Here is a 14,052-nt window from a genome sequence, read left to right as displayed (position 1 = left end):
CAAGTTTTGATAAAGTGTGAAGAGGTTTAATTAAGCCGCTTCGGCGTGAGCCGGAATGGCATGTTGAGAAAGGAAAGCACGTGGCTTCTGAAGAGAACAAGGTTGTACTGCACTACCCTGGTGGCGAGTACGAGATGGACATCAAGCAGTCCACCGAGGGTGACTCCGGCTTCGATATTGGCAAGCTCCGCAACGAGACTGGCCTCGTTACCTTCGACCCGGGTTACGCAGCTACCGGTTCTACTGAGTCCAAGATTACGTTCATTAATGGTGAGGAAGGCATCCTTCGCCACCGCGGTTATGACATTGCGGACTTGGCTGAGAACGCCTCCTTCAACGAGGTCTCTTACCTGCTGATTAAGGGCCACCTGCCGAATGAGGACGAGCTGTCCAAGTTCAACACGGAAATCCGCCACCACACCCTGCTGGATGAGGACTTTAAGGCCGCATTCAACATCTTCCCGCGCAACGCGCATCCCATGGCGGTGTTGGCTTCCTCCCTTAACATTCTGTCTGCGTACTACCAGGACCAGCTCAACCCGCTGGACCCGGAGCAGCTAGACAAGGCAACCGTGCGACTTCTGGCTAAGGTGCCGATGCTGGCCGCGTACGCGTACCGCGCATCCCAGGGTAAGCCGTACATGTACCCGGACAACAAGCTCAACGCGCGTGAGAACTTCCTGCGCATGATGTTCGGTTACCCGACCGAGGAGTACGAGGTTGACCCGGTTGTTGCTAAGGCCCTGGATAAGCTTCTTATTCTCCACGCTGACCACGAGCAGAACTGCTCCACGTCCACGGTTCGCATGATTGGTTCCGCACAGGCCAACCTGTTTGTTGCTATCGCTGGTGGCATCAACGCCCTGTCTGGCCCGCTGCACGGTGGTGCTAACCAGGCCGTTCTGGAGATGCTTGAGGACATTCAGAACAACCACGACGGTGACGCTACGGACTTCATGAACCGCGTGAAGAACAAGGAAAAGGGCGTTCGCCTCATGGGCTTCGGCCACCGCGTGTACAAGAACTACGACCCGCGCGCGGCTATTGTCAAGGAGACCGCCCACGAGATCATCGACCACCTCGGTGGCGACCCGATGCTGGACCTGGCTATGAAGCTGGAGGAGATTGCACTCAACGACGACTACTTCGTCTCCCGCAAGCTCTACCCGAACGTGGACTTCTACACCGGCCTCATCTACCGTGCCATGGGCTTCCCGACGGACTTCTTCACCGTCCTCTTCGCCATCGGCCGTCTGCCGGGCTGGATTGCTCAGTACCGCGAGCAGCTGGAGCTCAACACCAAGATCAACCGCCCGCGCCAGATCTACACCGGCGAGACCCTGCGCAAGGTTACCCCGCGCAGCGAGCGCTAAACCGTACGCTGATACTGTGCGGCGCATAGCTCATACGCTGCGCTTCTAGGGCCGGGCCACCCGTTACCCCGTATACTGGGGGCGATGTGGCTCGGCCTTAAGTGTTTACAGCCACCAAAGAAGAAAAATTTATCCAAGGAGGAGATCCCCCAATGGACAAGCCCGTAATCGAGCCGGCAACGGAGCCCGCTCCCCAAGACCTTGTCATTGAAGACATCGTGGTGGGTGACGGTGCCGAGGCCCAGCCGGGCGGCTTCGTTGAGGTCCACTACGTTGGCGTTGACTACGAAACGAACCAGGAGTTCGATTCTTCGTGGGGCCGCGGTCAGTCGATCGAGTTCCCGCTGACCGGCCTCATTGCCGGTTGGCAGGAAGGTATCCCGGGTATGAAGGTGGGTGGCCGCCGTAAGCTTGTCATCCCGCCGGAGAAGGCCTATGGCCCTGCCGGTGGCGCACACCCGCTGTCTGGCCGCACCCTGACCTTCGTCATTGACCTGATTCGCGCCTAAACCGCGCACACGAGGGTACGTGCCCCGCCTCTTTCTCCCCAGTGCCGTGATAGGCGCTGAGGGGGAAATGGGCGGGGCATACGGCGTATATGGGGATGGTAAGAACGGTGTCCCCAAAAATCGGGGGACACGATAGGTGTGTGATTGCGCTCGGCGGCCCCACGGTGTGCCGCAGTGGGGCACAATGGGGGACATGAGTGTCCCACAAACCACGTTTAATGATGACCGCGAGATGCCGTTGCTGGGTCTCGGAACCTACAAACTGCGCGGTGAGGATCTCACCCGCTGCGTGCGCGAGGCTATCGAGCTGGGCTACCGCCACTTTGATACAGCAACTCTCTATGAGAATGAGACGGAGCTAGGTCACGCTTTGGCCGACGCCATGAAGGCCGGTGACGTCACTCGTGATGAGCTCTTCATCACCAGCAAGGTCTGGCATGACCACCACGGCAAAGGCAAGGTGGACTTGGCTTTCCGTGAGTCTCTGGACAAGCTGCAGCTGGACTACCTTGACCTGTACCTTATCCACTGGCCCTGGCCACAGGGAGGGCTCTACGTGGAGACCTTCGAGGAAATGGCTCGTTTGCAGGGCATGGGGCAGATTGCCTCCATTGGTGTGGCAAACTTCTACGAGGAGACCCTCCAGGAGCTCATGGCAAAGACTGGCATCGTGCCTGTTCTGAACCAGGTGGAGCTGCACCCGGGCTTTACGCAGCCGGGGCTGCGGGAATTCCACGACAATCACGACATTGTCACAGAGGCCTGGTCGCCGCTGGCGCGCGGTGTCATCCTCAACAACCCCGAGGTTGCCGCCGTTGCAGAGAAGCACGGCATCACTCCTGGGCAGGCGGTGCTGGCTTATCTGATGGCGAAGGGGATTTCTGTCATCCCGAAGTCCAGCCGTCGCGAGCGCCTTGAGGAGAATTTCGCGGCTGCCACGATCGAATTGACCCGCGAGGACATCGAGGTTCTTGATTCCCTTGACGGCCGTGAGGGATTTGGACGCATGTTCAAGGATCCGCGCGAGTTCCCCGGAGCTGAGTAACCCCGCGCATACTGAGACAAGCTAGCCCGTCTTTCTTCACGTCACGTCGCCCGATTCTCCCGCCAGTGCTGGGGGAGGGGGAGGCTCGGGAAGTGGAGGAAGGCGGGTTTCGCTGTGTCTAATCACGCAACGGGGAGAGGCGTTGGGCAATGAAGTGACGATTTCTCTTCGCACGTTGTTAAGTCGTCGGCTAGAACTCTGCTAACTTTTGGTTCGCTAAATTAGATTTGAGCGGGCGGTGAATTAGCGGGGGTGCCAAGAATCGGGGGATAGGTGCATGTTGCAGTGCATCGCGGGGGTGGCTGATGTTAAGGTGGGCAACTTTTCTTGGCAGGATTTACAACCTTGCAGAGTCTGTTCGGTAACTTACAGATCAAGACAAAACGTGACCGAGGGCACTGTCCCTCATTCCCGGTGGACGTTTTGTGCAGAAATAATTTCCACAAAGGAGAGCGACATGACTGATGCACCTGCCTCGCTTAACTCGCGCCGCGAACCTACGCCGCAAGAGTTTATTGCCATGCGGGATAGCCCCCAGTTCAGCAAACTGCGCGGAACCTACCGCAAGTTCACTTTCCCCATGACCGTGGCCTTCTTTCTGTGGTACGTCCTGTACGTACTTGCAGCCGTGTTTGCGCCGGAGTTCATGGGAACTGAAATTGGTGGCGGCTGGAACATTGGCCTTGTATTCGGCTTGGCTCAGTTTCTGACCACCTTCGTCATTACGTACATCTACGTCAATTACGCCAACAAGAACATTGAGCCGCAGTCAGCGGCCATTCGCCAGGAACTGGAGGGCTAAACAATGCAGACCTTTACTGTCGCCGCAGCGGAATCCTCCGCCGGCAACCCGATTCTGAACATCGGCGTCTTCGCCGCCTTCTTGGTTATCACCATGTACGTGGTGCTTCGTGCCGGAAAGTCCACCAAGGAAGCGTCGGACTTCTATACCGGTGGCGGTAGCTTCTCCGGCCGTCAGAACGGCCTTGCTATCTCCGGTGACTACCTGTCCGCCGCATCCTTCTTGGGCATCGTGGGTGCCGTGGCGCTCAACGGCTACGACGGCTTCCTGTACTCGGTTGGCTTCTTCGTCGCTTGGCTCGTAGCTCTTATGCTCGTGGCGGAGCCGATGCGCAACGTCGGACGCTTCACCATGGCAGACGTGCTGTCCTTCCGCCTTAAGCAGCGCCCGGTTCGCGTGGCAGCAGCCATCTCGACCTTGTTTGTGTCGCTGTTCTACCTCATCGCACAGATGGCCGGTGCAGGTTCCCTCGTGGCCGTGCTGCTGAATATCCACGATTTCAAGTGGCAGGCAGTCGTGGTCGGCGTCGTGGGAATCCTCATGATCGTCTACGTTCTTGTCGGCGGCATGAAGGGCACGACCTACGTGCAGATGATCAAGGCCGTGCTTCTGGTGACCGGTGTGGTCATCATGTGCATTCTGACCTTCGTCATGCTCAAGGGTGGCTTTAGCACGCTCTTTAGCCAGGCTATTGATATGCACGCTAACTCAGCTGCTATCAAGGAGGGCGGCTATGAGGCCTCCCAGATTATGGAGCCGGGTCTGAAGTATGGAAAGAACCTGACCACCAAGCTTGACTTCATCTCCCTGGGTATTGCCCTCGTTCTGGGCGTTGGCGGTCTGCCGCACGTTCTCATGCGTTTCTACACGGTGCCGACTGCTACCGAGGCTCGCCGCTCCGTTACGTGGGCCATCGTTATTATCGGTGCCTTCTACCTCATGACCCTGGTTCTGGGCTACGGTGCTGCCGCTTTGGTTGGTCCGGACCGCATCCTCGCTGCGCCGGGTGGTGCAAACTCTGCGGCGCCGCTGCTAGCACTGGAAATCGGCGGTTCCATCTTCATGGCGGTTATCTCCGCGGTGGCGTTCGCTACAGTCCTTGCCGTTGTGGCAGGCCTTGCCATTACCGCGTCCGCGTCTATCGCACACGATGTCTACCACTCTGTCATCCGCAACGGCGAGTCCACCGAGGCCGAGCAAGTCCGCGTTTCCCAGATCACCGTGGTTATTCTCGGTATAGCGTCCATCATCCTGGGTATTCTCGCCATGACTCAGAACGTCGCCTTCCTGGTGTCCCTGGCCTTCGCCGTTGCCGCCTCTGCGAACTTGCCGACTATCCTGTACTCCCTGTACTGGCGTCGTTTCAACACCGCAGGCGCAGTGGCCTCGATGTACACCGGCGTTATCTCGTGCCTGGTGCTCATCTTCCTGTCCCCGGCAGTATCCGGAACTCCGACCTCGATGTTCCCTAACGCGGATTGGTCTATCTTCCCGCTGTCCTCACCGGGTCTGGTCACCATCCCCTTGGCCTTCTTCGCAGGCTGGATCGTGTCCATCATGACTCCGCCAGACAACCTCGAAGAGCTCTCCGCCGAGATGGAAGTTCGCTCCCTCACCGGCGTTGGTGTGGAAGCTCCGGTAGACCACTAATAAACAGGTAGATCACTACGACAGGAGGCCGAGCGAGTAAACTTATGCTCCGTGTTTAACTCGCAGCCATCGCACAGGGCGGTATCAGCACGAGCTGGTGCCGCCCTTCTGGCGTGCGCACTTGGTGCATCGGTTCTCATCGCTTGCGCGCCGCCGAACCAACAAGATGCAGACTCGACGCGTACAACGGGCGCTGCTCCTGCCACACCGGCGCCCATCTCGCACAAGAAGGGAGCCTCACAGTTGGCGGCGGTCGACGATGAGGTGGGGCAGTTCCTCAAGGGTGATGACAAGAAGGCGATAACGTACTACCGCATCGAAACCGGTATGCACATGGGATCACCTACCGAGCACATGCCGCGTTACGCTCTGAGCCTGATTAAGCTTTACATCGCCACGTACGTCATCGAGCACGGCTCCTTCGAAGATAAATACCTCGCGTTGGAGATGATTGCTGATTCATCCGACGAGAGCGCCGGGAAGCTTTTTGAGAAATATCCACGGTCTATCGACTCTGTTGCCAGGGAGTATGGTCTGACCTCAACCGAGGCAGGGAAGGACTGGGGGCATTCGAAGACGTCGACCTATGACGTGGTCAGGTTCATTGTCCAGCTCATGGAGGATGACCCCACCCACCCAGTGCTCGTTGCCATGGCCCACGCGGATGACGTGTCTGCCGATGGTTATCGGCAGAACTATGGCACTGCCGTGCTGAGCGACGTCACCGGGACGAAATGGGGCTGGTCCGATAGTAGGGACCGCCACTCCTCGGTTTCTTTCAGCGAAAACTTCGTCGTTGCCGCCTCGATTGAGGGCTCGGCGAGCGAACTTACCTCGTATGTTCGCAAAGAAATCACCGGCAAGAGCCTGGTGAAGGGAAATAACCGGAATAAGGAAGCTCTAGCCAATCCGTCCTTCACCACGTCGACGGTGGCCACTGCTTCGTCGTCGGAAACGACGAAGCCCTCGTCGAGCACTGCGACCACGTCATCGACGACGAAGAAACCAAAGAGAAAGGCGACGTCGACAGTCGCGTCAACGTCGCCGTCATCAGACAAAAAGTAACGGAGCCTTAGCCCATCGCCTTGCGCACAGTGTTAAGGACATCGATGGCGCCACGAACCTGGTCATTGCTGACCGAAGAGCCGGCGATGGTGATGCCATTGCCGCCGGCGCTGGAGCCGCGACCGGTGGGATCGGGCAGGGAGATGTCGGGCAGTGGAGCGTCGTTCGGCACAGCAGGGATGTCCTTGAGATCCGGCAGGGAGAGCGAACCGTCGCCCGGCGTCCACTGGCCCCAGTCGCGGGCGTACACGGTGTTGATATCACACGTGACGCCGTCGATAGTGGCCTGACGTTTAGCTGGCTGGTGGATGGTGGTGCGCGGATGAATCTTGCCTCCCGAACCCCAGTCGTGCATCCAAAAGAACTCACCAATTCCGTCAGCGACGCACCAGTCGATGACGTTGTAATTGCCATACACGCCCGTCTGGTAGCCCGCGCCCGTCAGCGCGGTGGAGAAAGCCTCGAGGTAGGGGCGAATCTGATTCTCGTACTGTGCGCGCGTTGGGTTGTCATCGATAGCGATGTAAATCGGGCGGCCGGTCGGTCCTCCTGCGGCCTTATGGATGGCGATAGCCTGCGGGGCGTGGACACCGGCGCCGGCGGCTCCATTGAGCCAGTCAGCAGTTTCTGCGCGGCCGAACTGATAGATAGAGGCGGTCTTGAGGCCGGCAGCGGCGTTGGCCTTGGTCTCTGCCAAGGTAACGGGCTTGCCCTTCATCCACTGCGCGTTGGGGCGGCGCTGGGATACGTAGCGGATAGCACCGAGGTGGCCGGCGGCCTTGATAGCACCTGCGGACGGCACACCCGCAGAAAAGTCAACGATGGTGCCGAGCGCGGGGCCCACAGCGAGGGCGGCGGGGGCGTGGCTGCCAACGGCGCCAGCGGCCAGAGCAATCGCGCCGGCTTTGAAAAGGGAACGACGGGACAGGGACACGGTTTCTCCTTGAGTGGAATAGTTGGAGGTGGGGCAGGGCTAAGCGACGTCTCGCGTCACTTCAGTTGATAGTGAACGATGTATCTGCAAACACTGTAGTCACACTGGTTCAAAATTGCACCACCTCTTACGGGGCGAGGGGTAGAGGCACTGCCGTGATCTGCGGGAACTGCCGCGACACGTTGACGCGACGTGGCTATCTCTCCGAGGGGACAACCCCGTCGGCTAAACCTGCGGCCTGGTCGTGCGGAATGTGACGGTGGTGGGGTTTTCTACCGTGCGGGATACCGTGCAGTCTTTGTCGTGAGAAATGCGCACAAGGCGCTCGATCAATGACTCTGCCTGGCGGCCGGCATCGGTGTCGGGGAAGCGGAGGGAAAATTCCACGTCAACCTCGCTCAGCCGTGAGGCGCCGTCCTCATTGACGCGGGTGCCGTCCACGTGGACGTCGAAAAGCTCCGGCTCAGCACGCCGGGAGGTGACCACATCAACGTCGACTGCTGAGCAGCCCGCGACAGCAGCCAACAGCAGCTCGACTGGACTGAGAAGGCCGTCGCCTGACCCGAATTCGAGGCTGGCGCCGGCAGCATTCGTGGCGCGGTAGTGGCCCGTATCGATGCGGGTGACGTCGACTCCGTACTTCTTCGTAACTTCGCTCATGAACGCCATCCTAGCTACTAGGGCTCAGTTAAAAATTTATTCATATTGAGGACATCAAGGCGACAACTCGGAATACTATTCTTCAATCGTCTCTTTCGACTTATTTGTCTCATCCGCCTCCACTGTGATTGGAAGATCTATGACTACTCGCCGCCTTCTTGGCACCTTGGTCACCGCATCGGTGGCCGGAACATTCCTCGTGGCCCCGGCTAGCGCCGCCGAGCCAGAAGAGGCAATGGGCTCGCGCTTCAGCATTGGCGTGCTGCCGGATACCCAGTTCTATTCCCGCTACTCCACTCCGGAGACCGGAAACCTTGCTCAGGCCCGCTATGGCAGCGAGCCCTACACGGCACAGACAGAGTGGCTGGTGAAGAACCAAAAGGCCCTCAACATGGACTTCGCTACTCACCTCGGTGACGTCGTGGACCAAGCGGACGTGGATGGCGAGTGGAAGGTCGCGGACGAGGCGATGAAGGTTCTCGATGATTCCGAACTGAACTACTCCATCCTGCCGGGCAACCACGACATGATCGATGACAAGTCGGCACACCCGTACAACGAGTACTTCAGCGCTGAGCGCGCCAAGGCCGCCAACCCGGAGACCTTCCAGGAGCGCCACACCGCGGTGAACAACGACTCTGAGTACCACATTTTTGAGGCTGAGGGTCAGAAGTACCTGGTCTTGGCGCTGGCCTGGCGTGCGGACGATGAGGCCCTGGCGTGGGCCCAGGGCGTTCTCGATGCGCACCCGGACCTGCCGGTCATCCTCACCAGCCATGAGGTTCTCAACATTGATGGCTCTGGCAAGGTGTTCTACTCCGATGACTACGGCCAGGGTCTGTGGGACAAGTTCATCAAGAAGAATGACCAGATCTTCCTCACCATGGGCGGCCACCACCACGGCGCCGGCTACCGCGTAGACAAGAACGATGCTGGCCACGATGTCATTGGTATCCTGCAGGACTACCAGATGGCGTACCAGGGCGGCAATGGCCTGCTCGGCGTGCTCGAGTTCGATCTTTCCGGCAATGAGCTGGAGATGACCGCACTGTCCCCATGGGTGGCTCAGAAGCCGGCTAAGGAGCTCACGCAGTTCGATAAGCTCATCCTCGACGGCAAGGGCGATAGCTACCACGTGCCGCTCAACTTTAAGGAGCGCTTCGCTGACTTTGCTCCGGAGTGGACCATCGGCGATGAGAATGATCCGGACCTTGGCAAGGCGGCTCGTGACATCGTTGAGGAAGGCTATACCCCGTACACGATTCCGCAGGACCAGCTGCCGGATGGCCCGAATGACTTTGTGAAGTCCGACAATACTGTCTTCCACTGGCGTCCAGGTCAGACCAAGAACAAGGACGGCAAGCAGCTTGCCGACGGCGACGTGGCCACCGAAGGCGCCATCATCCCCGATGCCTTCGGTGCCGATGGTGCTGGTGACCTTGTTCGCGCAGGTGGCCCGTCCAATGTGGGCGAGCGCATCACCTACAGCACCGACCACCACCCGCTGTCCTCCGATTCCGGCTCCCTGTTCTGGTCCGACCCGGCTGGCAAGGCTTCGATGGCGGAGTTCCGGTCCAAGGAAGGCGCTGAGATCAACAAGGTCGATACCTCCGCGGGCTACACCTTCGAGTCCTTCGTGAAGATTCCCAAGGATTTCAACGGCTCTGAGCACGGCTGGGGAAGTGCGCTGTCTCGCGACTCCAGCATTGCTGAGCTTGTCGACGGCTCCACCGACACCGACCCCACCGTCATGTTCGGCATTTCCAACCTCCGTGAGCTGCGCTGGTGGGCGGAGCCCAAGGAAGGCTCCGGCTCTACTGTCTGGTCCCACGAGGTTCCCACCGATGAATGGATGCACATCGCGGTGGTGAACAAGCCGGATTCCGACACCGTGGAGATGTTCATCAATGGTGCCCCGATCCTGCGCAATGCCAAGGGTGCTGAAGGCCTCCTCCCGCGCGAACTGCAGTGGGTCATGGGTGCTGGCTTTGATAACCGTACGCCGCAGGACCCGTGGTACGGCTGGATTGGTGAGACCCGCCTGACCCAGGGCGTTCTCACCCCGGACCAATGGCTCACCGCCCGCCCAGCTGTGAAGGAAGAGCAGCCGTCCAGCTCCGAAACCACCGCTCCGGCTGAGTCGACCACCACTGAGCCGACGAAGCCTGCAGAGCCGACCGATGAAAACAAGCCTAACGCCAGCCAGGTTGGCGAAGCCTTCTTCGCCGGCTCTAGCAACGGCGCCAAGATGATTTTCCCCATCGTCGCTGTCATCGCCGTCTTGGGCGGCGCCGCCTACGCCCTCATCCCAACCATCAACCGCCTCTTCGGGCTCAACCTCCCTGAGCCGAAGCTGCCGAAGATTCCGGGCCTGAACTAGTTTCGCCCACCCTCCACCCCCTGTCTCGCACCGAGGCGGGGGATTTGTGCTGCCGAGGACATTTTCGCAAATAGGACCTCAAAACTTGCGAATTTTCGTCCACTATTTACCGTGAATGACACGGTTAGGCTGAACAGATCTCGGTTTGAAGTGCCCCAGGTCTTGTCCTTTCTACTCAGACGGAACAAAACCTGCAGTCCAGAGGAGTCGGGGCTTTGTTTGGTTCGAGTAGTGTTCCGTGCCTGCTCCAATCAGCCTTTCGGTGAGTTAGAGTGCTCTGAAGACTCAGCGGGGGTAACCGAATACCAGGTCACCGCTACGTAACCAGCAAAAGCGAAGACCAAAACCAGCGGAACGAAGGCCCCTATAGCAATACAAACCGCAAGCAGGCCGACGGCCTTAAGGCCGCCTTTTGGCTCTGAAGATGACGCAATTAGTAGTGCCGTCGGAATGGCAGCAACGAAGAGAAGAGCTACTAGCAGAAGAAGAGGAACATCGTTTAAATACCCCGCTGCCAAAGTCCCGACGCCCGCGCAAATCCACAGGAATTTTCGTAGGCTCACAGAACAGCTCCTCTAATTACTCATTAGGTGCAGTCGCGACAGGAACGATATTCGTGCCAAGGCTGAATACACCGTTTTCTTGGGGGCAGTGGCGATCATTTGCTTGTTATTCATAATGACTTGAACAAGCTTAGCCTACTGGGCTCCGGGAATGCAGCCGGTGAGCACACCTGCGAGAGCCCATACAACATTGTTCGGGTGGAGGGATATCAAGTTAATGATAGCCATCCAGATGTGAACTTGAAATAATCGAGACACCGACCTTTAACAATCTCCGCCGCCATAAGACGAGCAATTTCTTCTTCGTCCTGGCGGTCACCATGAGACGTGCGCACCCAATCGTCGTTCTGGAGGTAGACGGTCGCGGCGGTGATAATGTCAGAGCCGTTAAGCGGGCTCATCCACACTCCAGCGTCAACAACATAGTCCCCTTTTGCAGTGATGACGAGGCGCTTGCTACGCCCACCCACTTGTGTTGGTCTCGTCCCGGATCTTGCCTTCTTCACCCTCAGCGATTGAAAGGCCTCAGCAAGACCAGCAGAGACCACCTTTGGATCACTCGTGTCGTCCACGAAGTGGACTGATTCGACGTTGTAATGATTGCCTGAAGCCGCCTACACCCAAACAGGTTTCAGGAATCTGGCCGACGTAACGGAACCGTCCGACGACGTAATCCCGGTCCCCGGCTTCAAACTCCCTGCAAAGTCAGTTTTCGACGCGACTGCTTCCATCTGGTCGAGCGCAGCGGAGATAACATTTTCTGCCTCGTCCACGCCGGCGGGATTCGATGCGGGTTTCGGAACGAGGGGCTTTCTCGAAGCAGGCGAAGTCTGGGCGCCACCAGCGGTATATGCAGTGTTGCGAACTCTGCGCCCGTCCTTTGTCGCAACGAACTCCAAGTGGGCCTGACTCGGACGGTGGGCCGTGTTTTTTACGAGCTGGCAAAGTGGTCTCCTTTACGGGTCTACTGTCCTCATTCGGGAAACTGCTCGTTAACGCCCCTGGCAGCGGCATTAGCTTTCTTCACCGCAATAAAAAATCCAGTGGCCGCAACTGCGTAGGCGATTAACCGGATGGTTATCCCTAGTCGCGCGCCAATGTCAGGTGCAAGGAGGCCAATTACGACGAGGAGTAGGGCGAATAGGATGTCGAGAATACCAAAGGCCCGCAGTAGTGGGACGGCTGCTCTGTGCCCAGCATTCCAAGCCGCGTCGCTAGTTCTGGTCGCTTGAGTTCGAATTCCAAAACCATCGTTGCGCGAGTTCGTTCCGTTTACCGTCTTTCTGCACAGTATCAGGGAATATACGCCGAAAAATAGCAGCGCCAAGGCAGAAATCGCAAGGGCGGAACCCACTTGTAAATCACCTTCAAAATCTAAACGACGGAGCGCTGACCTAATCGTCACCAGCACGCGAAGTGCGTTCAAAAGATTGAACTACGGATTCGTCGAGTTGTTCACGCTTCAACAGCGCCTGGCCGAACCGCTCACCACTTCCAATAAGTAACCTACACGACCTAGGAATTCTGCGGTAGTGTTCAAATGGAATTCAGCGAGATCCATCGACGAGAGCTTGTATGTGCTGCAAAACTACTAGCGGTTCTTCTTATTCCAGCGATACCTGCGGAAATAGAAGATCGGCAAAATCAACAGGTAATATCCTCCTAACGTAAAGGTCACCGGACCGATTAAGTGATCCAAGCTCAAATTGCTCCAGAATGAGCCACCCGGGTTCGGGGACTGCGTGTTGGAATCGGTGCCGACAGGAAACACAACATACATGGCAATCACTGCGAGAGGCACGATAACGAAGCTTTGCCACCATGGCGGAACCCATGGTGCCCCATTCTCCTCTCGTGCGGCAAGCGCACCCCCGAATCCCATTTCAAACCGAGAACCCATACTATAAGTTCCTAACCAATGTGAATTTTCTCACTGACCGCGCATGAACCCGCGTAGAGAGCGAGCTGCCCCGCCCACACTGCCGGGCCGCCCAGGGCTTTGATGCCGTATTCGAGGGCTGCGGTCGCGCCGTATACCGCGGCAAGTGAGACGATTTTGTCAGCCGCGAGTTTCCATTGCTTGTTCTTCAGGTAGCGACCAATTTCTTGACCGTCGGCCCACGTTAAGGGAAAACCGAGGGCATTAGATACAACACATTGGCCGAAAGTTCCGAGGTCGTACGTCGTGACCGCCGCGCCATCTGTGTATGAATCGGGGGAGCCCATGAACGCGGCGAGAATATCGGCGTCTTCGCGGGAAAGGCCCATTTCGCTAGCGTCGTCGTAGTTAATAGCCCAGTCCCCCGGGGACTCTTCGTAGACGACTTCTGTGAACAAGGTCTCGAAGCCCTTGGATATACCGTTTGACAACTGCTCTTGATCGGATGTAAATGATGCGGGATCCGATGGTTTCATCGGTGAGACACTAGGTTTCGGTGGTTGAGCTGTCGCAGTTGGCAAAAAGCTCAATGTCAAGCTCATCACGGTCACTGCACTTAGGAAAGAACGTAAGGCGTAGTGTTTTTTCACGACTGTATACCTCCAGATGCGTACGGATGCCGAAGCGATATTTAACTCACGGCTGGCGCTCATAATAGTAATGCACACTTCGTCTTTGTACATTGCTGGGCGGGATCAAGCGGTTGATGCGCCACGTTTGAATAGTTGCTCGACTATTTCACGTGGGGTTGATCCGCCGAGGACTTGTCGTGGTGTGTCGTTGAGTTCGTTTTGTACCGAGGCGACGTGCTCGGGGGTTACTTCGGCGAAGTCGGTGCCCTTTTTGTAGAAGCGGCGCCGGATCTCACCGTTGGTGTTTTCGTTGGTTGGCCGCTGCCACGGCGAGTGTGGATCGCAAAAGTATACCTCGCAGCCGTCTTTGATGCGCACACGTGCGGTTTCAGCCATTTCCACGCCATGATCCCAGGTGATGGTTTTGAGCTGTTCGACGTTAAGGTCTTTGGCCATCTGCTGGATCGTTTCAATCACCGTCATCGATGTGTGTTCGGTGGGCATTGGAACATGCGTTAACGACTGCAGGACGAATCCATGGAAACCAGTTAATTCACCAT

14 protein-coding genes are annotated in these 14,052 nt (G+C 57.8%); 7 read left to right on the top strand and 7 right to left on the bottom strand.

Going from position 1 to position 14,052, the window contains the following annotated elements; genetic code table 11:
• The first annotated feature begins 80 nt into the window (after nucleotides 1-80).
• From HMPREF3149_RS09095 to HMPREF3149_RS09070, 6 genes are all read left to right on the top strand, one after another.
• Nucleotides 81-1,373 carry a citrate synthase gene (locus HMPREF3149_RS09095; RefSeq protein ID WP_083280829.1) on the top strand — a complete coding sequence of 431 codons (1,293 nt, stop codon included), beginning with the start codon at nucleotides 81-83 and terminating at the stop codon, nucleotides 1,371-1,373.
• A gap of 152 nt (nucleotides 1,374-1,525) precedes the next feature.
• Nucleotides 1,526-1,882 carry an FKBP-type peptidyl-prolyl cis-trans isomerase gene (locus HMPREF3149_RS09090; protein WP_039674461.1) on the top strand — a complete coding sequence of 119 codons (357 nt, stop codon included), beginning with the start codon at nucleotides 1,526-1,528 and terminating at the stop codon, nucleotides 1,880-1,882.
• Between the two features lie 184 nt (nucleotides 1,883-2,066).
• Nucleotides 2,067-2,927 (top strand): aldo/keto reductase, encoded by an 861-nt coding sequence (locus tag HMPREF3149_RS09085; RefSeq protein ID WP_042533129.1) that lies wholly within the window; start codon nucleotides 2,067-2,069, stop codon nucleotides 2,925-2,927.
• Nucleotides 2,928-3,384: 457 nt separating this feature from the next.
• Nucleotides 3,385-3,729 (top strand): DUF485 domain-containing protein, encoded by a 345-nt coding sequence (locus tag HMPREF3149_RS09080; protein ID WP_042529976.1) that lies wholly within the window; start codon nucleotides 3,385-3,387, stop codon nucleotides 3,727-3,729.
• Between the two features lie 3 nt (nucleotides 3,730-3,732).
• Nucleotides 3,733-5,379, top strand: a complete 1,647-nt coding sequence (locus tag HMPREF3149_RS09075; RefSeq protein ID WP_070537575.1) for a solute symporter family protein — start codon at nucleotides 3,733-3,735, stop codon at nucleotides 5,377-5,379.
• Nucleotides 5,380-5,430: 51 nt separating this feature from the next.
• On the top strand, nucleotides 5,431-6,444 hold the full coding sequence (locus tag HMPREF3149_RS09070; protein WP_070537574.1) for a hypothetical protein: 1,014 nt from the start codon (nucleotides 5,431-5,433) through the stop codon (nucleotides 6,442-6,444).
• 7 nt (nucleotides 6,445-6,451) lie between these two features.
• On the opposite strand, the gene HMPREF3149_RS09065 is transcribed toward HMPREF3149_RS09070, so the two are convergent.
• The gene (locus HMPREF3149_RS09065; protein ID WP_070537572.1) at nucleotides 6,452-7,378 is read right to left on the bottom strand and encodes a DUF1906 domain-containing protein; all 927 of its coding nucleotides are present in this window, start codon (nucleotides 7,376-7,378) and stop codon (nucleotides 6,452-6,454) included.
• A gap of 225 nt (nucleotides 7,379-7,603) precedes the next feature.
• The gene (locus HMPREF3149_RS09060; RefSeq protein ID WP_070537570.1) at nucleotides 7,604-8,038 is read right to left on the bottom strand and encodes an OsmC family protein; all 435 of its coding nucleotides are present in this window, start codon (nucleotides 8,036-8,038) and stop codon (nucleotides 7,604-7,606) included.
• A 139-nt stretch (nucleotides 8,039-8,177) separates the two neighbouring features.
• On the opposite strand from HMPREF3149_RS09060, the gene HMPREF3149_RS09055 reads away from it, so the two are divergent.
• Nucleotides 8,178-10,418, top strand: a complete 2,241-nt coding sequence (locus HMPREF3149_RS09055) for a LamG-like jellyroll fold domain-containing protein (RefSeq protein ID WP_070537568.1) — start codon at nucleotides 8,178-8,180, stop codon at nucleotides 10,416-10,418.
• Between the two features lie 772 nt (nucleotides 10,419-11,190).
• On the opposite strand, the gene HMPREF3149_RS09050 is transcribed toward HMPREF3149_RS09055, so the two are convergent.
• From HMPREF3149_RS09050 to HMPREF3149_RS09030, 5 genes are all read right to left on the bottom strand, one after another.
• Nucleotides 11,191-11,451, bottom strand: coding sequence for a hypothetical protein (locus HMPREF3149_RS09050; protein WP_070537565.1), 261 nt, complete (start codon nucleotides 11,449-11,451; stop codon nucleotides 11,191-11,193).
• Between the two features lie 503 nt (nucleotides 11,452-11,954).
• A complete protein-coding gene (locus HMPREF3149_RS09045; RefSeq protein ID WP_070537562.1) occupies nucleotides 11,955-12,335 on the bottom strand; it encodes an SdpI family protein in 381 nt (126 codons plus the stop codon).
• 237 nt (nucleotides 12,336-12,572) lie between these two features.
• Entirely contained in the window at nucleotides 12,573-12,881 is a 309-nt protein-coding gene (locus HMPREF3149_RS09040; protein ID WP_070537561.1) for a hypothetical protein, read from the bottom strand.
• Nucleotides 12,882-12,892: 11 nt separating this feature from the next.
• Complete coding sequence (locus HMPREF3149_RS09035; protein WP_141741490.1) at nucleotides 12,893-13,318, bottom strand: hypothetical protein; 426 nt, start codon at nucleotides 13,316-13,318, stop codon at nucleotides 12,893-12,895.
• A 297-nt stretch (nucleotides 13,319-13,615) separates the two neighbouring features.
• The coding region (locus HMPREF3149_RS09030) for an IS30 family transposase (protein WP_141741492.1) at nucleotides 13,616-14,052 on the bottom strand (437 nt) is incomplete at its 5' end.

It is taken from the genome of Corynebacterium sp. HMSC05E07, assembly GCF_001807225.1.
GTDB classification, from domain to species: Bacteria; Actinomycetota; Actinomycetes; order Mycobacteriales; family Mycobacteriaceae; genus Corynebacterium; species Corynebacterium singulare.
Note: the sequence above shows the minus strand (reverse complement) of the source record. Positions and strands in the feature narration are given on the sequence as shown.

Bases quoted from the DNA above. Each gene is read 5' to 3' on its own strand.
- HMPREF3149_RS09090 (WP_039674461.1), top strand. From the start codon at position 1,526: ATGGACAAGCCCGTAATCGAGCCGGCAACGGAGCCCGCTCCCCAAGAC.
- HMPREF3149_RS09085 (WP_042533129.1), top strand. From the start codon at position 2,067: ATGGGGGACATGAGTGTCCCACAAACCACGTTTAATGATGACCGCGAG.
- HMPREF3149_RS09080 (WP_042529976.1), top strand. From the start codon at position 3,385: ATGACTGATGCACCTGCCTCGCTTAACTCGCGCCGCGAACCTACGCCG.
- HMPREF3149_RS09075 (WP_070537575.1), top strand. From the start codon at position 3,733: ATGCAGACCTTTACTGTCGCCGCAGCGGAATCCTCCGCCGGCAACCCG.
- HMPREF3149_RS09060 (WP_070537570.1), bottom strand. From the start codon at position 8,038: ATGAGCGAAGTTACGAAGAAGTACGGAGTCGACGTCACCCGCATCGAT.
- HMPREF3149_RS09055 (WP_070537568.1), top strand. From the start codon at position 8,178: ATGACTACTCGCCGCCTTCTTGGCACCTTGGTCACCGCATCGGTGGCC.
- HMPREF3149_RS09040 (WP_070537561.1), bottom strand. From the start codon at position 12,881: ATGGGTTCTCGGTTTGAAATGGGATTCGGGGGTGCGCTTGCCGCACGA.